23 protein-coding genes and 1 tRNA gene are annotated in these 19,187 nt (G+C 71.2%); 10 read left to right on the forward strand and 14 right to left on the reverse strand.

Going from position 1 to position 19,187, the window contains the following annotated elements; translation table 11 throughout:
• Positions 1-55: 55 nt before the first annotated feature.
• Both ACFVX9_RS17740 and ACFVX9_RS17745 read left to right on the forward strand, forming a co-directional pair.
• Entirely contained in the window at positions 56-2,662 is a 2,607-nt protein-coding gene (locus ACFVX9_RS17740; protein WP_380342889.1) for a bifunctional FO biosynthesis protein CofGH, read from the forward strand.
• A gap of 182 nt (positions 2,663-2,844) precedes the next feature.
• Positions 2,845-3,960 (forward strand): ADP-ribosylglycohydrolase family protein, encoded by a 1,116-nt coding sequence (locus tag ACFVX9_RS17745; protein ID WP_063348098.1) that lies wholly within the window; start codon positions 2,845-2,847, stop codon positions 3,958-3,960.
• A gap of 175 nt (positions 3,961-4,135) precedes the next feature.
• On the opposite strand, the gene ACFVX9_RS17750 is transcribed toward ACFVX9_RS17745, so the two are convergent.
• The 3 genes from ACFVX9_RS17750 to ACFVX9_RS17760 all read right to left on the reverse strand — a co-directional run bounded on the left by ACFVX9_RS17750 (position 4,136) and on the right by ACFVX9_RS17760 (position 6,624).
• A complete protein-coding gene (locus ACFVX9_RS17750; RefSeq protein ID WP_387982371.1) occupies positions 4,136-4,345 on the reverse strand; it encodes a DUF397 domain-containing protein in 210 nt (69 codons plus the stop codon).
• Positions 4,345-5,205: a helix-turn-helix transcriptional regulator gene (locus ACFVX9_RS17755; protein WP_063348096.1), complete on the reverse strand. Its 861-nt coding sequence runs from the start codon at positions 5,203-5,205 to the stop codon at positions 4,345-4,347. Before ACFVX9_RS17755 ends, ACFVX9_RS17750 begins: the two co-directional genes overlap by 1 nt.
• Before the next feature lie 675 nt (positions 5,206-5,880).
• Positions 5,881-6,624: a GPP34 family phosphoprotein gene (locus ACFVX9_RS17760; protein WP_063348095.1), complete on the reverse strand. Its 744-nt coding sequence runs from the start codon at positions 6,622-6,624 to the stop codon at positions 5,881-5,883.
• Positions 6,625-6,922: 298 nt separating this feature from the next.
• On the opposite strand from ACFVX9_RS17760, the gene ACFVX9_RS17765 reads away from it, so the two are divergent.
• Entirely contained in the window at positions 6,923-9,154 is a 2,232-nt protein-coding gene (locus ACFVX9_RS17765; RefSeq protein WP_387982373.1) for a hypothetical protein, read from the forward strand.
• Positions 9,155-9,291: 137 nt separating this feature from the next.
• Here the strand turns inward: ACFVX9_RS17765 and ACFVX9_RS17770 are convergent, their stop codons facing one another.
• Entirely contained in the window at positions 9,292-10,824 is a 1,533-nt protein-coding gene (locus tag ACFVX9_RS17770; RefSeq protein ID WP_387982374.1) for a glycosyltransferase family 39 protein, read from the reverse strand.
• Between the two features lie 165 nt (positions 10,825-10,989).
• Here ACFVX9_RS17770 and ACFVX9_RS17775 point away from each other — a divergent pair.
• A tRNA-Arg gene (locus tag ACFVX9_RS17775) sits at positions 10,990-11,062 on the forward strand.
• Positions 11,063-11,535: 473 nt separating this feature from the next.
• On the opposite strand, the gene ACFVX9_RS17780 is transcribed toward ACFVX9_RS17775, so the two are convergent.
• Positions 11,536-11,745 (reverse strand): hypothetical protein, encoded by a 210-nt coding sequence (locus ACFVX9_RS17780; RefSeq protein ID WP_387982376.1) that lies wholly within the window; start codon positions 11,743-11,745, stop codon positions 11,536-11,538.
• Positions 11,746-11,961: 216 nt separating this feature from the next.
• Between ACFVX9_RS17780 and ACFVX9_RS17785 the strand changes: the two genes are divergently transcribed.
• A complete protein-coding gene (locus ACFVX9_RS17785; RefSeq protein WP_387982377.1) occupies positions 11,962-12,885 on the forward strand; it encodes a hypothetical protein in 924 nt (307 codons plus the stop codon).
• Here ACFVX9_RS17785 and ACFVX9_RS17790 read toward each other — a convergent pair.
• On the reverse strand, positions 12,869-13,048 hold the full coding sequence (locus ACFVX9_RS17790; RefSeq protein ID WP_387982379.1) for a hypothetical protein: 180 nt from the start codon (positions 13,046-13,048) through the stop codon (positions 12,869-12,871). The genes ACFVX9_RS17785 and ACFVX9_RS17790 overlap by 17 nt on opposite strands.
• A 199-nt stretch (positions 13,049-13,247) precedes the next feature.
• Here ACFVX9_RS17790 and ACFVX9_RS17795 point away from each other — a divergent pair, with 199 nt between their 5' ends.
• Positions 13,248-13,490, forward strand: a complete 243-nt coding sequence (locus ACFVX9_RS17795) for a helix-turn-helix domain-containing protein (protein WP_387982380.1) — start codon at positions 13,248-13,250, stop codon at positions 13,488-13,490.
• A 38-nt stretch (positions 13,491-13,528) separates the two neighbouring features.
• Here ACFVX9_RS17795 and ACFVX9_RS17800 read toward each other — a convergent pair whose 3' ends face one another.
• From ACFVX9_RS17800 to ACFVX9_RS17810, 3 genes are all read right to left on the reverse strand, one after another.
• Positions 13,529-13,798 (reverse strand): hypothetical protein, encoded by a 270-nt coding sequence (locus ACFVX9_RS17800; RefSeq protein WP_387982382.1) that lies wholly within the window; start codon positions 13,796-13,798, stop codon positions 13,529-13,531.
• Positions 13,799-13,845: 47 nt separating this feature from the next.
• Positions 13,846-14,268, reverse strand: coding sequence for a hypothetical protein (locus tag ACFVX9_RS17805; protein WP_387982384.1), 423 nt, complete (start codon positions 14,266-14,268; stop codon positions 13,846-13,848).
• A 160-nt stretch (positions 14,269-14,428) separates the two neighbouring features.
• Positions 14,429-14,908, reverse strand: coding sequence for a hypothetical protein (locus tag ACFVX9_RS17810; RefSeq protein WP_387982385.1), 480 nt, complete (start codon positions 14,906-14,908; stop codon positions 14,429-14,431).
• Between the two features lie 301 nt (positions 14,909-15,209).
• Between ACFVX9_RS17810 and ACFVX9_RS17815 the strand changes: the two genes are divergently transcribed.
• Positions 15,210-16,244, forward strand: a complete 1,035-nt coding sequence (locus ACFVX9_RS17815) for a helix-turn-helix domain-containing protein (protein WP_387982386.1) — start codon at positions 15,210-15,212, stop codon at positions 16,242-16,244.
• On the opposite strand, the gene ACFVX9_RS17820 is transcribed toward ACFVX9_RS17815, so the two are convergent.
• On the reverse strand, positions 16,241-16,501 hold the full coding sequence (locus tag ACFVX9_RS17820; protein ID WP_387982387.1) for a hypothetical protein: 261 nt from the start codon (positions 16,499-16,501) through the stop codon (positions 16,241-16,243). The genes ACFVX9_RS17815 and ACFVX9_RS17820 overlap by 4 nt on opposite strands.
• Before the next feature lie 116 nt (positions 16,502-16,617).
• Between ACFVX9_RS17820 and ACFVX9_RS17825 the strand changes: the two genes are divergently transcribed.
• From ACFVX9_RS17825 to ACFVX9_RS17835, 3 genes are read left to right on the forward strand one after another with little or no spacing between them, the layout of a single operon-like run.
• A complete protein-coding gene (locus ACFVX9_RS17825) occupies positions 16,618-16,860 on the forward strand; it encodes a hypothetical protein (RefSeq protein WP_387982388.1) in 243 nt (80 codons plus the stop codon).
• Between the two features lie 23 nt (positions 16,861-16,883).
• A complete protein-coding gene (locus ACFVX9_RS17830; RefSeq protein WP_387982389.1) occupies positions 16,884-17,285 on the forward strand; it encodes a hypothetical protein in 402 nt (133 codons plus the stop codon).
• Positions 17,282-17,479 (forward strand): hypothetical protein, encoded by a 198-nt coding sequence (locus ACFVX9_RS17835; RefSeq protein ID WP_387982390.1) that lies wholly within the window; start codon positions 17,282-17,284, stop codon positions 17,477-17,479. The genes ACFVX9_RS17830 and ACFVX9_RS17835 overlap by 4 nt, the downstream gene beginning before the upstream one ends.
• A 47-nt stretch (positions 17,480-17,526) precedes the next feature.
• Here ACFVX9_RS17835 and ACFVX9_RS17840 read toward each other — a convergent pair whose 3' ends face one another.
• The 4 genes from ACFVX9_RS17840 to ACFVX9_RS17855 form a co-directional block, all read right to left on the reverse strand.
• On the reverse strand, positions 17,527-17,793 hold the full coding sequence (locus ACFVX9_RS17840; RefSeq protein WP_387982391.1) for a hypothetical protein: 267 nt from the start codon (positions 17,791-17,793) through the stop codon (positions 17,527-17,529).
• Entirely contained in the window at positions 17,790-18,014 is a 225-nt protein-coding gene (locus ACFVX9_RS17845; protein ID WP_387982393.1) for a holin, read from the reverse strand. Before ACFVX9_RS17845 ends, ACFVX9_RS17840 begins: the two co-directional genes overlap by 4 nt.
• A gap of 2 nt (positions 18,015-18,016) precedes the next feature.
• Complete coding sequence (locus ACFVX9_RS17850) at positions 18,017-18,895, reverse strand: hypothetical protein (protein ID WP_387982395.1); 879 nt, start codon at positions 18,893-18,895, stop codon at positions 18,017-18,019.
• Positions 18,896-18,970: 75 nt separating this feature from the next.
• Positions 18,971-19,187: hypothetical protein (locus ACFVX9_RS17855; RefSeq protein WP_387982396.1), on the reverse strand; the 217-nt coding region annotated here is incomplete at its 5' end.

Here is a 19,187-nt window from a genome sequence, read left to right on the forward strand (position 1 = left end):
GACGCCCTCAGGGTTGGCTACTCCGAACGTACGAGACCTGGCGTAGGGTCGCGCCATGGACGGAACCGCCATGGACGCAAGCAACCCCCCGACCGCTAACGCGATGCGGCGCGCCCTGCGCCGCGCCCGGGACGGCGTCGCCCTGGACGTCACCGAGACCGCGGTGCTGCTCCAGGCCAGAGGTGAGGACCTGAACGACCTGTGTGCGAGCGCCGCCCGGGTCCGCGACGCGGGGCTGGCGGCGGCCGGGCGGCCCGGCGTCATCACCTACTCCAAGAGCGTCTTCATCCCGCTCACCCGGCTCTGCCGCGACAAGTGCCACTACTGCACCTTCGTCACCGTCCCCGGCAAGCTGCGCCGGGCCGGCCACGGGATGTTCATGTCCCCCGACGAGGTGCTGGACATCGCCCGGCGCGGCGCCGAACTCGGCTGCAAGGAAGCCCTGATCACCCTCGGCGACAAGCCCGAGGACCGCTGGCCCGAGGCCCGCGAGTGGCTCGACGCGCACGGGTACGACGACACCATCGCCTACGTGCGGGCGATGTCGATCCGCATCCTGGAGGAGACCGGCCTGCTCCCGCACCTCAACCCCGGGGTGCTCGGCTGGACGGACTTCCAGCGGCTCAAGCCCGTCTCCGCCTCCATGGGCATGATGCTGGAGACCACCGCCACCCGGCTGTGGAGCGAGCCCGGCGGCCCGCACTTCGGCTCGCCGGACAAGGAACCGGCCGTCCGGCTGCGGGTGCTGGAGGACGCCGGGCGCAGCTCCGTCCCCTTCACCAGCGGCCTGCTGATCGGCATCGGCGAGACGTACCAGGAGCGCGCGGAGTCGCTGTTCGCGCTGCGCAAGGTCTCCCGGGCCTACCACGGCGTCCAGGAGCTGATCCTGCAGAACTTCCGCGCCAAGCCGGACACGGCGATGCGCGGCATGCCCGACGCCGAACTGGACGAGCTGGTCGCCACCGTGGCGGTGGCCCGGCACGTGATGGGCCCGGCGGCCTGCCTGCAAGCGCCGCCGAACCTGGTGGACGGCGAGTACGGGCGGCTGATCGCGGCCGGCGTCGACGACTGGGGCGGCGTCTCCCCGCTCACCCCCGACCACGTCAACCCCGAACGCCCGTGGCCGCAGATCGAGCGGCTCGCCGAGCGCTCCGCGGCCGCCGGCTTCGAACTGCGCGAACGCCTCGCCGTCTACCCCGAGTACGTGCGGCGCGGCGAGCCCTGGCTGGACCCGCGGGTGCTGCCGCACGTGCGCGCCCTCGCCGACCCGGAGACCGGGCTGGCGAACCCGGACGCGGTGGTCCGCGGCCTGCCCTGGCAGGAGCCCGAGGACCTGCCCGTCTCGTACGGGCGGACCGACCTGCACGCCACCATCGACACCGACGGCCGCACCGGCGACCGCCGGGCCGACTTCGAGGACGTCTACGGCGACTGGGAGGTGCTGCGCGAGCAGGTGCTCGCCGAGGGCGCGCCCGAGCGGCTGGTCGGCGACCTGCGCGAGGCGCTGGCGGTGGCCGCCGACGACCCGACGCGGCTCACCGACGACCAGGCGCTGGCGCTGTTCCACGCGGACGGCCCGGCCCTGGACGCGCTCTGCCGGATCGCCGACGACGTCCGCCGGGACACCGTGGGGGAGGACGTCACCTACTGCGTCACCCGGAACATCAACTTCACCAACGTCTGCTACACCGGCTGCCGCTTCTGCGCGTTCGCCCAGCGCCGCACCGACGCCGACGCCTACACCCTGTCGCTGGAGCAGGTCGCCGACCGGGCCGCGCAGGCCTGGGAGGTCGGCGCCACCGAGGTCTGCATGCAGGGCGGCATCCACCCGGACCTGCCCGGCACCGCCTACTTCGACATCGCCCGCGCGGTGAAGGAGCGGGTGCCCGGCATCCACGTGCACGCCTTCTCGCCGATGGAGGTGGTCAACGGCGCGACCCGCACCGGGCTGTCCATCCGCGACTGGCTCCAGCGGGCCAAGGAGAACGGCCTGGACAGCATCCCGGGCACGGCGGCCGAGATCCTGGACGACGAGGTCCGCTGGGTGCTCACCAAGGGCAAGCTGCCGGCCGCCACCTGGGTCGAAGTGGTCACCACCGCGCACGAACTGGGCATCCGCTCCTCGTCCACCATGATGTACGGGCACGTGGACACCCCGAAGCACTGGCTCGGGCACCTGCGGCTGCTCGCCGAGATCCAGCAGCGCTCCCTGGAGGCCAACGGCACCGGCGGCTTCACCGAGTTCGTGACCCTGCCGTTCATCCACACCAACGCGCCGGTCTACCTGGCCGGCATCGCCCGGCCCGGCCCGACCGCCCGGGACAACCGCGCGGTGATCGCGATGGCCCGGCTGCTGCTGCACCCGCACATCCCCAACATCCAGACCAGCTGGGTCAAGCTGGGCGCGGAGGGCGCCGCCGAGATGCTCCGCTCGGGCGCCAACGACCTGGGCGGCACGCTGATGGAGGAGACCATCTCGCGGATGGCCGGCTCGGCGTACGGGAGTTACAAGTCGGTGCGCGACCTCCAGGCGATCGCCGAGGCGGCTGGCCGCCCGCACCGCCAGCGCACCACCACCTACGGCGAGGTGTCGGCCGAGCGCCGGGCCGCGGCGCTGGCCTCGGACGGGCACCTGCCGGAGCTGCTGCCGGTCCTGGACTGATCCCGCCACCGGCCTGCCGGTTCCCCCGGCCCAGCTGCCACCGTACGGGCGGCAGCTGGGCCGGGAAACCGGAGCACGAGGGACGCCCTTGATTCGCTCGGGTCTTCGAATACAGTGCCAGGGCGCGCGCCGCGGCCGTGCGTCGCGCAGCCCCCTGCCCCGAGGAAAGGCGCCCCGTCGTGATGCCACTGTGGTCACGCGCCCAGCAGCAGGACTTCCGCAGCCGGGTGCGGGGCTGTCTGCTCGGCGGTGCCATCGGCGACGCGCTCGGCGCCGGCGTCGAGTTCGAGCAGCTGGAGAAGATCCGGGCCCAGCACGGCCCGCAGGGCGTCACCGGCTACGTCCCCGCGTACGGGCGCACCGGCGCCGTCACCGACGACACCCAGCTCACCCTGTTCACCGTCGACGGCCTGATCCGCGCCCACATCCGGCGCGACACCGGCAGCTGGCACCCGCCCACCGACCTGCACCTCGCCTACCTGCGCTGGGCCGCCACCCAGCGCGACTGGGGCCCCGACGAGCGCCGCCCCGACCTCGGCTGGCTCGGCCGCGAGGAGTGGCTGTACGCCCAGCGCGCCCCCGGCCAAGGCTGCCTGTCCGCCCTGACCGGGGCCGACGCCGAGCACCTCGGCACCGTGGAGCGGCCCAAGAACCCGCACTCCAAGGCCTGCGGCACGGTCGTGCGGGCGGCGCCGTTCGGCCTGCTCACCAGCTGGGAGCCGGGCCTGGTCTTCCAGCTCGCGGTGGAGTGCGCGGTGCTCACCCACGGCCACCCCACCGGCTACCTCGCGGCGGGCGCGCTCGCGGTGATCGTCCAGAGCGTGGCCCGCGGCGGCACCCTGGAAGAGGGCGTCCACCTCGCCCTGGCGCTGCTCTCCGAGCGGCAGGCGCACGAGGAGACCACCGCCGCGCTGCGGGCCGCGCTGGACGCGGTCCGGGCCGGCGAGCCGTCCGCCGACCGGGTGGAGGCGCTGGGGGAGGGCTGGGTCGCCGAGGAGGCGCTGGCGATCGGGGTCTACTGCGCGCTGGTCGCGCACGACGTGCGCTCGGGCCTGCTGCTCGCCGTCAACCACTCCGGGGACAGCGACTCCACCGGCGCGGTCTGCGGGAGCCTGCTCGGGGTGCTGCACGGTGACACCGCGCTGCCGTCGGGGCTGGTGGCCGGGCTGGAGGGGCGGGGCGCCATCCTCGAACTCGCCGACGACTTCGTGCTGGAGCTGATGCACGGCACCGAACTGCACGATCCGCGCACCCCGGAGGGGCTGACCTGGTCCGAGCGGTACCCGGTGGTGCGCTGAACGGTCCGGGCGGGAAGCGAAGTTCGGGAGGAAAAGAGGAAAAGCAGTTCGGGCGGGAACGACAGTTGCCCGTAGCGTCGGCCGCCGGCGAGGGCGAAGGCCACTGCTACGGGCAACTGGTCCGAGCTCGGATTCGCACCGGGGGCGCGGGGCCGGGTCGGCGGCCGCCGCAAGGTCAGTGGCGGCCGAACACCCCGGTGGCCGCAGCACTCGCGAACGCGGTCCAGGCCTCGGCGGAGAAGCGCAGCTGAGGCCCCTGAGGGTCCTTGGAGTCCCGTACCGCCACCGCCCCCGTGGCCTGCGTGGTGATCTCCACGCAGGCTCCGTTGCCGCCGCTGTGGCTGCTCTTCCGCCAGCGGGTTCCGTGCTCGGAGGTGGTGCTCATCAGTGGTATCCCTCTTCAATCTCAGCTATCAGTGTCCGGCTCTCCGCCACGCCGAGTGCCGCCGCACGCAGGTAGTCGTACAGACCGGTATAGCGGCGCACGTCCGCCTCCTTCTCCAGGTAGAGATCGCTCGTCACCCCTTCGAAGTAGACAACCGTGGAATCGGCTGACTCGGGGAACTCCAGCAGGGAGAATGTCCCGGTCATACCGGGGTGGGCGCCGGCCGAGAACGGGATCACCTGGATGGTGATGTTCGGGTGCTGGCTCAGCTCCATCATGTGCTTGAGCTGCTCGGCCATCACCTCGCGACTGCCGACCTCGCGGCGCAGCACCGCCTCGTCTATGACGGTCCACAGGCTGCCGAGCTGGTTCTCGCCCCGGATGCGGTCCTGGCGCTTCATCCGGACCTGCACCCGGCGCTGCACGGCGAGCGCGTCGGTGTCCGGCTGGGTGCCCTCCACGACGGCCTGCGCGTACTGCTCGGTCTGCAACAGGCCCGGGACGAAGGAGGATTCGTACGCGCGGATCGAGGAGGCCTCGGCCTCCAGCCCGATGTAGACGCTGTACGGGGTCGGCATGTCGTTGAAGTCGTGCCACCAGCCGCGCTGGCGCGACTCCTTGGCCATCTCCATGAGGCTGGCGCGCATCTGCTCGTCGTTCACGAGATAGACGTCGCAGAGGTCGCGCACGTCGCGCTGGCTGATGCTGCGGCGGCCGTTCTCCAGTCGGCTGATCTTCGACTGGGAGACCATCAGCCGGCCCGCCACCTCCTCCGCCGTCATCCCGAGGCCCTCGCGGAGTTTTCGCAGCTCCGAGCCCAGGCGCCGACGGCGCACGGTGGGATTGATGCTCGTCGACACATCGACCTCCGGCCGGACCTCTGGTGATCGTTGGATCGGCAGCCCTCGGAACACTTCGGACATTGGGACCAACCCCCCTGACTTGGAGCAGCATGTCACCTTGGGCCACGTCGGCGTCAGGGAATCACAGCAGCGCAGTAGAACAGATCGTCGGAAAAGCACTTCTGTGAGACGGCGAGGGCCTTCGAGTGGTAATGCGGCTCAGCGGCTCGAACCGGTACGGGCTAAGGATGTGCTCCCCGGCGGCGCAGGTGCCAGTGGCACGTGCGAAGGCAGGACCGCCGGGCTCCCCGGACGGGCCTCGGAGGGCCTTCGGGGACGGCAGAGGGGCGGTCGCCGGGCGACTTCCGTCGCGGGGCGACCGCCCCTCCGTGCTCCTGGTGGTGCGGGTGCTGCTTCGGTGGTGCGTCGGGTCCTTCAGCGCCGTTGCTCAGCGCCGTCGGGCGGCGTGAACGGGGCGGCGCGCGCCGTCGGGGGTGCCGCCGGGCCCGTCGTGCCCCGTCGTGCCCCGTCGTGCCGTCGTGCCCCGTCGTGCCGTCGTGCCCCGTCGTGCCGTCGTGCCCCGTCGTGCCCGCTGTCACGGGCCGTACGGGCCGTACGGGTCGTGCGGGCCGCACGCGCCGCGCAGGCCGTACGGCGATCGGTGCGGTGTCCCGCGCGCCCGGGCGGTCCCGGTCAGCGGACGCCGACCCGTGAGGCGGCGACCCGACCGGAGCCCCGGCCGGCCGCGCGGGCGCCGGAACGCCCGGCGCCGGTCCCGGCCCCGGAACCCTGGGAAGAACGGTTCTGCTGCGCCGGCAGGCCGTTCTGCACGTCCATCACGGCGTGCGCGACCATCCCGCCCAGCGGGTCGTACCGGATCAGGTCGCGCAGCCGCGACCGCGAGGACCGGCCCTCGTTGCCCGGATACAGGTGCTTGCCCAGGCCCACGGAATGGGCCAGGGCCGCCAGCGCCGCCGTCCGCGGGTCCGGCGGCACGCCGGTGCGGATGGCGGTGTCCAGCCGCTGTTTGATCGCGGCGTTGGTGCAGTCGTCCGACGCCTGATAGCGGGTCGTCGGCAGCACCCCGCACACCTGGCCCGGCACGGCCGTGACCATGCCGCAGCGCTCCAGGTGCGCCAGGTAGGTCTGCCGCAGCCCCAGCCGGGGCCCGCCGATCCAGTGCGCCGCGCGGACCGGACTGCCGCGTCGGCGCAGCAGTTCCAGTGCGTGGTCCAAGGTCGGGTCGCCGGTCGGCCGTGCGAGCACGACAGCGATCCGGTCTCCCTCCGGTACGATCCGTCCGGCCAGGGACAGCTCGACGAGCTGGGCCCCGGCAAGTCCGAGGTCGAGGGTCTGCGGCTGCGCCGTGGTACCCGTGGTCGGGTCCAAAGCGAGCAGCAAGAGTTCCTCGGGAACAGTTCTGCGGCTCTTGCCCATCCAAGCCTCCCCGCGTGGATGAGAGACAGGGTGACGCCTCTCACACGGGCTTGTCGAGTACGCCTCCGAATCGTGACCTTGCGGTGGAGGCGGGGAACCAGGGGCCGCGGGCCCGGCGTCTGACCGGTGAACAGACCGCAGTACGCCCGTGCGACGGCAATAAGCGCCGGTCGGGCGGGGTGTGCGCAGCCGGATCGGCCGGCGGTGGCGGAGACTGTACAGGTACACGGGGCGGGGCGTCGGCTTCCCGAAATCGGGTCTGCCGGTGCCCCGCCGGGCGTTGAGGAGGCTGGGATACGTGGGCGAGTCCCCCGACAGGGTGCTGAGGGACGGCGAGCGGGCGCAGGAGCGCGAACGCGAACGGACCGGGACGGCCGCCGGCGCGGGCCCGGACCCGGACGGTGCTCCGGACGGCAACCCGAACGGCACCCGGGAGGCCGGGACCGGCCCCGGCGACACGCCGGCGGCGGGGGCCAAGCGCGGCTCGACCGTACAGCTCCGTGTCCGGGATGTGGACAGCAAGACCACGATGCTGCGACTGCCGGTGGATAGCGCGACCACCGCGCTGCGGCTGCCCGAGGAGCTGACCAAGCCCGCCGATGGCGGAAGTTCCGAGGGTGAGGCCGAGGAGGCGGAGGCCGCGACGGCCGCCGACGGCGAGGAGAAGGCGGCCGGGCGGCCGACCGGAACCGACCCGCGTCTCACGATGCGGACGGTTGCGGCGGGTGCGGGAGCCGTGGCGGGGAGTGCGGAGAAGGACGCGGAGAAGGACGCGGAGAAGAGGGCGGGGGAGGCTGGCGAGAAGGCCGCCTCCGAGGGCGACACGCCCGGGGCCGCCGCGCCCGCCGAGGCCGCCGTGCCCGCCGCGCCCGAGAGCGACGAACCGGACGAGGCGGCAGCCGAGCCGGCCAAGCCCGAGGCGCCGGAGGACCCCAGGCTTCCGCGCGCCGCCGCGGTCCCCTCCGCCTCCGCGTCCGGCACCGTGCCGGAGCCCCCGGCACCGACCCCGGTGCCCGAGCCCTCCCCGCTCCCGGAGCCGGTGCCCGAGCCGCACCCGGCGCCCAAGCCCCTCCCCGAACCCGAGCCGCAGCCCGGTCCGGAGCCGCTGCCTAAGCCGGCCCCTGCCCCCGTGCCCGGCCCCGCCCCGGCCCCCGAGCCGCTGCCCACCCCCGACCCGCGGCCGGTGCCGCCCGTCCCGCCGCTGCCGAAGCCCGAGCCGCTGCCCCTCCCGGAGCCGCCGACCGCGCCGGAGAACACCGCCGAGGCGATGGAGGTCCTGGCGACCCTCAACGCGCGGCCGGTCTCGCCGCTGCGCCGCGCGCTCAAGCGGATCACCATCTGGACGGCCTTCCTCGCCGTGGTGCTCGGTGCGGCGGTGGTGGCCCAGCTGCTGCGCCCGCTGCCGGACGCCAAGGTGCGGATGTCCGCCGCGGGCAGCTTCAGCTTCGCCGGCGACCCGCTCGACCTCGCCTGGCCGGCCAAGGGCCAGTCCGCCGCCGAGGTGGTCGGCGTCGGCAGCCTCGGCAGCTCCGGGCAGGAGACGCCGTCCGCGATCGCCAGCGTCACCAAGGTGATGAACGCCTACCTGATCCTGCAGAAGTTCCCGCTGAAGAAGGGGGAGAGCGGCCCGAAGATCACCGTGGACAAGCAGGCCGCGCAGGAGTCCGGCAACGTCGACGAGTCCCGGGTCACCCTCACCGAGGGCCAGGTGCTCACCGAGTACCAGGCGCTGGAACTGCTGATGCTGCCCTCGGCCAACAACGTGGCCCGGTTGCTCGCCCGCTTCCACTCCGGCTCCGAGGAAGCGTTCGTCAAGCTGATGAACGAGACGTCGGCCAAGTTCGGCATGACCAACACCACCTACGCCGACCCGGCGGGCTTCCTCGCGGACACCAAGTCCACCGCCAAGGACCAGCTGAAGCTGGCCGAGCAGGTCATGCAGGACGAGATCTTCCGGCAGATCGTCTCCACTCCGGAGACCAGCCTCAACAACGTGAAGATCTCCAACACCAACAACCTGATCAACCCGAAGACCGGGGTCATCGGGGTCAAGACCGGCTCCAGCACCCCGGCCGGCGGCTGCCTGATGTGGGCCGCCTACAAGGAGATCGGCGGTGTGAAGCGGCTGATCATCGGCGTCACCCTGGGCCAGCAGGCCACCTCGCCCAACCCCGGCGACGGCATCCTGCCGACCGTGCTCAAGGTCAGCGGCAAGCAGATCCAGGCCGCGCAGGGCGGCCTGACCGGCCAGACCGTGGTGAAGAAGGGCGACGTCGTCGGCACCGTGGACGACGGCCTCGGCGGCAAGGTCCAGGTCGTCGCGACCAAGGACCTCGTGGTGGCCGGCTTCCCGGGCATCACCGGCACGGTCACCCTGGACGCGGCCAAGCTCGGCCACACCGCGAAGGCCGGCCAGGAGGTCGGCCTGCTGCGGGTGGGCGCGGGCGACGACAAGACGGAGGTCCCGGTGGCCCTCCAGTCCGACCTGAACCCGCCGTCCATCCAGTCCCGGCTGATGCGCACGCTCTGAGCCCGCGACGACGGAGGGGGAGCCGGTTCGCCCGGCTCCCCCTCCGTCGTGTTCCCGCGCGCTCCGGGCGGTGCTCGTCAGTTCCCGCGTGCTCCGGGTCCGTCCCGTCAGCCGTCGCGCGCTCCGGGTCCCGCTCGTCAGTTGTCGCGGTCGAGCAGCGCGACCGTGAACCCGCCGAGCGGCGTCACCTGGTCGGGCGCGCCGTACTGCGTGCGGAGAGCCTGCGCCTGGTCCTCCGGCATGGTGGTCAGCGGGTCCTCGGTGTCCCCGAGGACCAGCAGCCAGATCCGCGCCGCCTGCCCCAGGCAGGCCTCCGGCTGCGGGCACGGCGTCGGCGACAGCTCCTCCGCGTCGTCGGCGCTCTGCGCGACGAACACCGGGTACGGGTGGACGTCCGACGGCAGGTAGTAGCTGACGCCCGGCCACACCATCGCCCAGGCCTGGTTGCCCAGCGGGGCCGCCATCCCGTCCCCGGACCGGTAGCCCGCGGCGATCACCCCGGCCGCCGCCCGGAACGGCTCCTCCGACCCGTTGTGCGAGCCCACGTAGCGCACCGCGGGCTGCTTCGGCAGGGCGGCCACGGCCGGGACGGCGAGCAGTCCCAGCGCCAGCAGTCCCACCGCCGCCCTGGCCGGTCCCGGAGCACGGAAACGTTTCGCCCAGGCCGCCGCGACGCCGTACACCGCGCCGACCCCGCCCCCGGCCAGCACCGCCCACGCGGGCACCGTGAACAGCAGGTACCGCTCGATGAAGTACGAGGTGCCGCCCTGCGACACCACCCACACGCCCACCACCGGCAGCCCCGCGAGCAGCAGCGCCTGCCCGGCCTGCACCCGCCGGCCCGGCAGCAGCAGCACCGGCAGCGCCAGCAGCACGAAGGCGTAGAACACCGTGTGCGAGCCGAACAGGTGCTGGCCGAAGTGCACCAGGCCCCCGAGGTTCGGCTTCTCGATCCAGCCCAGCTGCCGGTCCGACTGCCGGCTGCCCAGCAGCACCACCGGCAGCACCGGCACCGCCGCCACCCCCACCGCCACCGGGTACTGCCACAGCAGCCGCCGCTCCGCCGCCCCGCGCGTGCGCCACAGGTGCAGCAGCACCAGCGCGGCCTGCCCGGCCACCGTGCTGAACGAGATCAGGTGCCCGGCGCCGGCCACCGCCATCGCCGCGCAGTACGGCGCCCACCGCCGCCACGTCTGCCGCTCCAGCGCCCGCACCAGGAACCAGGTGGCCGCCGCGATCGCGAAGGTCACCAGCGCGTACGCGCGCGCCTCCTGCGCGTACCGCGACACCTCCGGCGGCACCGCGAACAGCAGCCCCGCACCGACCGCCGCCACCCGGTTGCCGAACAGCCGCTCGGCGGTCAGCGCCACGAACGCGGCCGCCCCCGCCATCGCCAGCACGGAGGGTATTCGCAGCGCCACCACGGAGTCGCCGAACACCGCCGTCCAGCCGTGCATCAGCAGGTAGTACGCCCCGTTGCTGGCGTCCACGTGCTGGAGCAGCCGGAGCAGGTCGCCCAACGACCGGGTGGCCACCGTCCAGGTCGCCATCTCGTCCCGCCACAGCTCCGGCGTCCCCAGCCGGTACCCGCCTACCGCCAGCATCACCACCGCGGGCCACACCCACACCTGCCCCAGCAGTCGCACCACCGGGTGCCCAGCAGGTCTCATCGGGTCCTTCGTCTCCTTCGCACGGCGTGGCAAGGCGGTCGAACACTTTTCCGGCAGGCTACTTGACCCGCCCTGACCCCTCGTCGGCACCCGCACCCCCAACCGCCACACCCACCCCACCCCCGATCCGGTAGGCTGTGGACGGCCTTGTCGCAGACGGGCCCCGCCTCAGTAGCTCAGGGGATAGAGCACGGCTCTCCTAAAGCCGGTGTCGCAGGTTCGAATCCTGCCTGGGGCACAGCGTTGAACAGCTAGGACGCGTCTGCGGCCCAGGTCAGGAGCATGATCCCGACCTGGGCCGCAGGCGTTCCCGCAGTCTCACTACAGTCCCGGACAGTCTCACTACAGTCTCGGCACACGAGAGTGTCCCCAAAATTTCCCCTAAATGATCATGGGGAACGCGCAGGTCAACGCCGTACGCACGTAGAAGCGCCCCCAACCGCCGAGGCGGCATGGGGGCGCTTTCATGTCGGAGCGGAGGGGGGTCTATTACCTGCCCCGACACCTGGCCTGATCGCTGACCGGATCCGTCCCACCCGTCGAACGGAGGGTGTAAACGTCGACATTGGGATGGATAGGATTTCGAGCACGCTCGGGAATCCGTCCGCCCTAGCTTCCAGGCCCCCTCTCCCCAGCGCCCGATGGACGCGGGCACTGGGGAGAGGGCGTAGAAGGTTGAGCCGGCCGCCGATGGGCGGCCGGCCGCGGCTGTCAGCCCCAGGACGAGTCGTCCGCGAGGGCGAGTGGGGTCACCGTCGGACTCGGGGTCGAGCTCGGAGGCACGATGCCCCAGCTGGAGTCGGCGACGTGCGCCGGGGTGGTCTGGGGCGAGGCGGCGGTCGCGCCGACCAGGAGTGCCAGGCCGGCCGTGAGGGTGGCTGCGGCGGCGCCGATGCGAATGGTGAGGCTGCGTGCGGGCACGGGTGTGTCCCCTCTCTGCTGCTCGCAGATGTGGTGTGGAAGGCGTGGAGCGAGTTGCTCCGGGGTCTCGATCCAGTGTTCGCCTACGTCGTTGCTCGTTCAAGCGAATCGGCCATACGATCGACCAAACTCCCATAGTGGAAGTGTTCTTGAGGGGGCAAAGTGGACAGTTTGGACCCGGTTGTGTCGGCGGGACTTCTCAAATGGGAGTCCCGAGTGCTCTATCAGGACATCGCTGCCGGCCGGAACACCGCTCCAGGCCCCTCGGCTGAACTCGATGAACTCCTCGGACTCCAGCTGATCACTCCCGACGCCGGCCGCCCCGGGCACTACCAGACCCTGTCTCCAGCCGACGTCGCCCTGAAGCTGCAGCAGCACTTCCTGCGGCTCGGCACCCAGCACTTGGCCCAGGCTGCCGCGATGCCAAGTCTGTTCGAGCCGTTGATCTTGTCCTATCGGGCGACTCACCCCGGCTCCGACGGCGCTATCGAGTACGTCGCGACCAAGCAGGAGATGCAGGAGAGACTCGGGCCCATCATCGAGAACTGCCGCGAGGAGTTGCTGACGGCCCAGCCCAGCGGTGCCCGGCCGCCGGCCATGCTCGCCATGAGCTACCAGCGGGATCTCGGTGTCATCGAGCGCGGGGCCAAGATGCGGACCATCCACCGATCTTCAGCGCGCTGGCACGGTCCTACCGCGAGCTGGACGGCCACGATGACCAGCTACGGGGCAGAGGTCCGCACCCTCGCATCAGAGGTCGGGTTCCCCCGGACAGTGGTTGTCGACCGACGTATCGCGGTCATCGAATCGCCAGACCCCGAACGCGCACTGCTCATCCGCGACGAGGCCCTCGTCGCCTACATACGGCGCTCCTGGCTACGAGACTGGGACAGCGCGCTGCCATGGGACGGCGCACCGTTGCCCGACGTGACAGCGATGCAGCACGACATCCTGTCCCAGCTCGCCCAGGATGTCACCCTAGAGGCAATCGCCACCGGGCGCGGGGTCAGCCGGCGCTGGATCAGCATGCAACTGGAGCCGCTGAAGGAATCCGTTGGGGCGAAGTCACTTCATTCGCTGCTGTACTGGTGGGCGCGGCACGAGTCGCACTACCCCGAGCCGGTCAGCCTGGAGAAATGATCGCGGTGTAGAGGCGGCCGCCGAGCAGTATCTCCAGCGGGAACCGGCCGTCCTGGCGGAGGTAGTCCTCAACACGGCGGACGCCGTCCTTGCCGGCGAGGAAGTAGACGTAGGCCGCCTTCTGGGCGCGGTCGAGCGGTAGGCCCGTGATCAACGCGACCATCGCGTCGACCGCCTCCTGGAGGGTGCTGTGGGTGCTGGGCTTGTCCAGGCCGTCAGCGGTGAGGGTGTACGTGGTGCTCAGGGTGTGCTCCCGGTTCAGTCCCCCCGGACTGCGGTGGGTTCAGCTTATCGAACGCATGCTCGATAAATGGCGGCATATCGGTACAGACTTTTGATCATGATCCGGTCAGCGTCAAGGGGTGCCTGCCCCGTACCAGCCTGATGCCCAGCAGATCCGCGACCGGCGAGACGTCGGGGCGCGGATCCTCTCACTCAGGCGACAGGCCGACCTCACGCAGGAACGGCTTGGCGAGCGCGCCAGACTTGACCGGCGCACGATCGGGCGGATCGAGAACGGCCTCGCACCTGCGACGCTCGACCAACTCGGCGCCATCGCGCGGGCAATCGGCGTGCCACTCTGGCGCCTGGTCCGCGACGAGTAGCCCTGGCCGGCCGCACCGCCGTACGGCCGGCCAGGGTGTCACTTCTCGGGTGCCGGCGGTGGGTCGTTCGGCGGGGGCGGGGTCTTCGGCGCCGCCGGCGGTGATTTCGGGCCGCCGATCCCGCCGCTGCCACCCGACGGATCCTTCTGCGGGGTCATGTCGTCCTCCTCGGTCTCCAACTCCAACTCCACCGGGATGTCCGGCGGCGGCATCATGGGGTGCGCAGGTGCCCGGTTGGGCCCGCGGGACTCGCGGCCGCGCTGTGTGCGCCACCGGCCCTGCCGGTCAGGGGGAACTGTGCCGCTCATCGCGTCCTCCTTCTGCTGGGGGTCACCATCGTGACGCGGCCAGTGGCCTAGCCGGGATCGGCGGGACTGGCACACGACATACAGAGGACCCTGGAGTGCAGCACAACCCAGACCCGCATGAGGTCCTCCACCCCGCCGCCCGGGGGCGGGGCCCCGGCCGGGGCCCCGCAGGACGCGCAGGTGCGGTAGGCCCGCGCCTGCGCGAAGCAACTCAGGCAGACCAGGCGGGTCGGAACCTCGGCCCGGACAGCGCACGGCTGTGGGCCGATGAGGTGCTGGCAGACCTGCAGTGTCCCGTCTTCGATGGCACGGCCCATGGCCGCGATAGAGGTCTGCACCCAGGCCGGGGCCGCGGCGATGTCGAGATCCGGGCCACTACGTACGCCTGCCCCAGCAAGTAGGCGGTCGACGTCGACGCTCGCCGCCGCGAGCTGGTCGTCGATGGCGGTCAGCGCCGGGTCGTCCTGCACAGTGCCTCCCTCGGGACGTCCAGCGGCCGGCAGTGTGCGACTTCGACCATGTACTCGGTGATGTGGCACAGAACTCGGCCGCGAACTCGGGTTCCGCAGACGAGGCACAGGCCCAGCTCGACCCGGTCCTCGGCCGCGACCGGCGCCCCGCCGACGACGCTCACTCGGCGGCCCGCCGGGCCGCCGGCCCCGACTGGTAGGTAGCGGTCTGCATCTTTCGGCGGATCCACTCGCGGGCCTCAGACTCGGAGAGGAGCCAGTCAGCAACCACGACGCGACTCACCCGATCCGTGACAGCCCACCGCTCCGGACGCCCCCGTTCCCGCTTCACCGCCTTGGGCACATAGCGCACCGCTACACGCTGCCGGCAGGTCAGACCGTCGCCGTACGTCACCCGCACGATCGCGAGGCTGCCGTCGGTCAGGCTGATCGTGACGTCCACGACCTCGTCGCCGTTCATCCGGCGCTCCAACTCATCGGTGCTGCGGCTACCGACCAGCCTCTTCATCGCCCACATCTGGAGACTGTCCATCGGCAGCTCACGCACCGTCTGCCACAAGACATCCAGCGCCTGCAACGCCGGCGCGGACGTCGGCTTCAGGTGACCGTCTACCGAGACGGTGAGCTCATCGGTCAACATGCCGTCTCCTCCTCGGTGATGCACTCCGGGTGGGCTACGACCGCCCAGCCGTGCGGGGCCCTACCGGGGCCCGTGAACGTGTAGACGTGACCGGCCGGAACAAGGGAACCGGAGCATCCGGCCCCTGCGATGCAGGTGTCGCCGTGCAGTTGCTCGCTGGTAACTCGGGCCTGCCGAGGAGTACCGGCAGGAGGCCGGTACTCAACGAGCACCGTGATGTCGACCGTCATGGGGGAATCGTCGTCACCCAATATGGGTCAACTCCATATGCGGACCTATATGCCTGACATATCGTCAAGCCATGGAGAAGACGTCACCATGGGTGGATCCGCACCTGCGTGCCGCCTGGGCGCAGGGCGATTGGGCTGCCATTCTGCGGGAATACCGCCGGGCCGCCGGGATCTCCCAGACCACCCTCGCCGGTCTCGCAGGTCTGTCGCAGTCCGACGTCTCGCTGATTGAGCGAGGCAAACGCGTTGTGCGCGAGGCCGCCGTCATGGAACGCATCGCCGAGGGGTTGAGAGTGCCACCCGAACTACTAAACCTGGACCCCACGTCGTCCTGGGCGCCGGATCCTGAGCTGTCCGACCGCATCGCCCGTGCCCACGCCACCGGCCGCACCGATACCCGCTCGGCCGACTGGATCGCCCGGGTTCTCACCGAACACCGTCGAGCTGAGGACGACGGTGCCGGCGCAGACCTCTGGCCCGTCGTCCGCAGTCAGCTCGACACCGTCACTCGGCTAATCCCCGGAGCCTCCGGCCCAACAGCGGACAGGCTGCTCCTGCTGAGTGCAGAACACGCGCACTGGCTCAGCTGGGTAGCCCACGGACAACGGCAATACGGTGCCGCACAGGCGTGGCTCGGGGTCGCACACGGCTGGGCACTGGATGCTGGCAGTACCGACATGGCGTCCTGGATCACCCGCGTCCGCTCCTACTACCAACTGGGTGCCGGGGACCCGGTCCGAGCGCTGCGAACGGCAGAGGCGGCCATAGGGGGCGGAGCAGACCTCTCGCCGAGCGCGGCCTCGATCGCCTCACACACGGCTGCGATGGCGGCTGCGGCAGTGGGTGAGCGCGACCGTGCCCACCGGCTCGCTGACGAGGCCTACGCGGCGGCACTGCGGACTCCAGAGGAGGGCGACCGTCCGGGATGGCTGTACTGGCTGTCGCCCACCCGGGCGCGCCTACTGCTGGGCGAGGCAGCGTACGCTGCACGGGACTGGCGGCGCGCCGCAGACGCGCTCGGCGATGGGCTGGCTGAGTTGGAGGGCTACCCGCGTGACAGCGCCTTCTACCGGATGCGGCTGGAGGACGCGCGGCGCCGATCCTAGGCGTCTGCGGCGCGGAGTTTGAGGATGACCAGGTCGTCGGAGCTTCGCATCTGTTCCCACGCCTCCGGGTCGGTCTCGTGCAGCCTGTCGCGCAAGGCCTTGTGGATCGTACCGAGGGCCGGCCCACAGCCAGGTTGCGGATTCGGATCGACAACCGTCACCCGGAGTGTCTTCCGCTCCGGGGACTGGTGGCCGATGCAGGCCTCCGGTTCGGCGAGGCAGAAATCGATGTCGTAGACGAACTCCGTCGCATCCATGCTGCCGAGTCTAGGACGGGTCGTGACGGCAAGTCAGCAACTCCGCGAAGCCCAACAGGCAGGTCAGTCGACAATGCCAGGCCTGCGTTGTCCGACCCCGGTCGTACGATGGCGGCATGGCCGACCTCGAACTTCCCGCTGACCTGCTGCCCCTGCACATCGCCGCGCTGAGAGCCGACCGGGCGATGACGACGGCGCGGGAGGCCGACGGCGACGTCGACGCTGCGCGCGCGGCCTACCTGGAGGCAGTTGCAACCCTCGACGCACACCCCTACTGGGAAGAGCAGCGACGGGCTGGTCGGCGACAGGCGGCCTGGCAGGCCAGCCTCGACGCCGCGAAGAAGGCAATCGATGGGTGACAACTGAACTACGCTCTGTCGTCATGGAGCACCTGGCATGCAGGCGTTGTGGCCGACCCGCCCCGGACGATCCCACAGGCACGGACGGTGAGGGCTGGAACGGCCAGTGGACGGCGGGCCGCCTGGCCGGGCTGATCTGCCCAGGCTGCCAAACCCCCCTCGATGTGGCCGAAGCCGAGGCCAACGCCGCCGAACTGGCCGTCGGACAGGCGGATGGCGGGCACTTCGCGGCCGACCCCGTGATCTGCATGAACGGCGCCATGTCCGACCCCGGCGCCATCCTCTACGGCGCCGACCATCTGCGGCGCATCGCCCAGACCGGCCGCGCCGAGCCGATCGCGGTGATCGAGCATCTGCCGGTAGGCACGGAGTGCGTGCCCACCGTGGGCGGCGTGATGATCCACCAGCCCACGCGGCCGGCATGATGGGCGCCATCGAGCGCTGGGAGACGGTCGAACTGCGTGGTGGCCCGCTGGACGGGTACAGCACCGTCGTTGACACTGCCGACCCCGACCCAGGCACCGCCCTCGTCAGCCCCCACGGCCAATACGCCGGCGGCCGATCCTGGTACGAGCCGGACGCGGACGGCGTGTGGCGGTGGACGCACGACACCCCGTAACGACGAAGCGCCCCCACCCTCCCGAAGGAGAGCGGGGGCACGATGGTTCACGGACGGACCAGAGCGATCACGGCGGCCGCAGCACCAGCGAGACCGCCGATCGCGCCGATCGTCGGCAACGGCCAACGGTTGGCCTCCAGACGCCGAAGCCGCGACTCGTGGTCGGCGATCGTCTCGCGGTGCTCGCGCTGGTCGCCGAGGATCGCGTCCAACTTGGCCTCCATGCGGATCTGACCGTCGGCGATCCGCCTCACCTCCGCATGCGTCTGGGCCGGGCTGATGTAGACCCCGGCGTCCGGGGCCGGGCTCGTCACTCGCGGTTCCGGGCCAGCAGCGCCGCCGAGTTCGGGTCGCCGACGAAGGTCGCCGCCACTCCCTTGACCACGGCCAGCGCAGCCGGCAGCGCGGCCACCGCCGCCGCCTTCAGCGCGCCGACCGACGTCAGGTCGAACCCGTCCGCCAGCAGCAGACCGAGGAACGCCACGGCGTACGTGGCGACGGTCCGCTCGGTCAGGTCGATGATGAGCTTCCGCATGGTCAGGCTCCCTTAGTGGTGTTGACGGTGAGAGTGATGCCGGACGCGAGGGCCTGGGCCACGGCGGTCGGGGTGTCGTCGACCTTCTGTGCCAGCCCCGCAACGCCAGCCGCGCCGAGCTTGTAGTCGATGACGGCGGCAGTGTTGGACTGGCTGCACTGGTGGTACCAGTCGATCAGCCACCGGGTCTGGTCGTCGGCACCCGCTGGGGCCTGGCCCGCGAGTCCCTGTGCGAGCAGGTAGACGACCCGCTGGGCTACGCGGTCGACATCATCGGCGGTCAGTGGCATGTCATCCTCCGAGGGTTGGGGAGTTGAGGTCGTGGGGGGCGTCGGATCCGCCCCGGGCCAGCGATAAGAGGTCTGAGCGCGGCCGCCGCGGGGGTCCGCAGGGTCTGCCGTCGGCGGGCACTGGCCGTCAGGGAAGTGCGGCGCGAAGTAACCGGCCACGCGGGTCGACTTACGTGGGGTGCTGTGGCTCCAGACGCCGTTGCCCTGGCCAGCATCGGTGCTGCCGGCCTGAACGCTGTTGCCGCCCTTGGTGTACACGTTCACGCTGTCGAACCCGACGACGATCTCGGTATGGGCGCCGGCGCCGAAATTGGCCCAGGCTCCGATCGAGGGGTACTCGCTCCACTGGCCACGGGCCCTGGCCCAGTCGGTAAACACTGAGACGTTGTCGACCTTTGGGACGATCGCCGCCAGTCCGACATCGCCGTACATGTCCCAATCGAAAATTACGCACCAGCTGACGCCGTCCTCGCCAAACTGGCGGCCGAACGGGGTTCGGTTGTCCCAGCCATCGGTGCTGTTCCAACCCTCATACACCTGCTCTGGTATGGCCATGACGTGGTCGAGCAAGCGTTTCCACTGCGGGGTCACAGGACTCCTCTGGTAGTTGTGATGGCCTTGTGTCGGTGGGTGCCGGTACCGTCGAGGCACGCGAACTGAACTGGGCTAAGGGGTGGGGACGTTGAGAGTGAGCCGCCAGACGTGGGCGATCGTCGGCAGTGTGGCTGTCATCGCAGGTGGGAGCGTGACCGCCGCGGCGCTCACCAGCGGAGACACCAAGCCGGCGCCCGTCTCGGCAGAGGTCAGCCCGACGGCCAGTTCGGACAACGGAAGACCCAACCCCGCCCCCGTTGGGGTTTTGTCTTTTTCCCCCTCCCCCCCC

The sequence above is a fragment of the Kitasatospora sp. NPDC058243 genome (genome assembly GCF_042882025.1).
Classification (GTDB): Bacteria; Actinomycetota; Actinomycetes; order Streptomycetales; family Streptomycetaceae; genus Kitasatospora.

Excerpts from the sequence above, each read along its gene's own strand:
- ACFVX9_RS17740 (WP_380342889.1), top strand. The coding sequence starts at position 56 with ATGGACGGAACCGCCATGGACGCAAGCAACCCCCCGACCGCTAACGCG.
- ACFVX9_RS17745 (WP_063348098.1), top strand. The coding sequence starts at position 2,845 with ATGCCACTGTGGTCACGCGCCCAGCAGCAGGACTTCCGCAGCCGGGTG.
- ACFVX9_RS17750 (WP_387982371.1), bottom strand. The coding sequence starts at position 4,345 with ATGAGCACCACCTCCGAGCACGGAACCCGCTGGCGGAAGAGCAGCCAC.
- ACFVX9_RS17760 (WP_063348095.1), bottom strand. The coding sequence starts at position 6,624 with ATGGGCAAGAGCCGCAGAACTGTTCCCGAGGAACTCTTGCTGCTCGCT.
- ACFVX9_RS17770 (WP_387982374.1), bottom strand. The coding sequence starts at position 10,824 with ATGAGACCTGCTGGGCACCCGGTGGTGCGACTGCTGGGGCAGGTGTGG.
- ACFVX9_RS17790 (WP_387982379.1), bottom strand. The coding sequence starts at position 13,048 with ATGGTCGCGTTGATCACGGGCCTACCGCTCGACCGCGCCCAGAAGGCG.
- ACFVX9_RS17800 (WP_387982382.1), bottom strand. The coding sequence starts at position 13,798 with ATGAGCGGCACAGTTCCCCCTGACCGGCAGGGCCGGTGGCGCACACAG.
- ACFVX9_RS17810 (WP_387982385.1), bottom strand. The coding sequence starts at position 14,908 with ATGTTGACCGATGAGCTCACCGTCTCGGTAGACGGTCACCTGAAGCCG.
- ACFVX9_RS17815 (WP_387982386.1), top strand. The coding sequence starts at position 15,210 with ATGGAGAAGACGTCACCATGGGTGGATCCGCACCTGCGTGCCGCCTGG.
- ACFVX9_RS17820 (WP_387982387.1), bottom strand. The coding sequence starts at position 16,501 with ATGGATGCGACGGAGTTCGTCTACGACATCGATTTCTGCCTCGCCGAA.
- ACFVX9_RS17825 (WP_387982388.1), top strand. The coding sequence starts at position 16,618 with ATGGCCGACCTCGAACTTCCCGCTGACCTGCTGCCCCTGCACATCGCC.
- ACFVX9_RS17830 (WP_387982389.1), top strand. The coding sequence starts at position 16,884 with ATGGAGCACCTGGCATGCAGGCGTTGTGGCCGACCCGCCCCGGACGAT.
- ACFVX9_RS17835 (WP_387982390.1), top strand. The coding sequence starts at position 17,282 with ATGATGGGCGCCATCGAGCGCTGGGAGACGGTCGAACTGCGTGGTGGC.
- ACFVX9_RS17845 (WP_387982393.1), bottom strand. The coding sequence starts at position 18,014 with ATGCGGAAGCTCATCATCGACCTGACCGAGCGGACCGTCGCCACGTAC.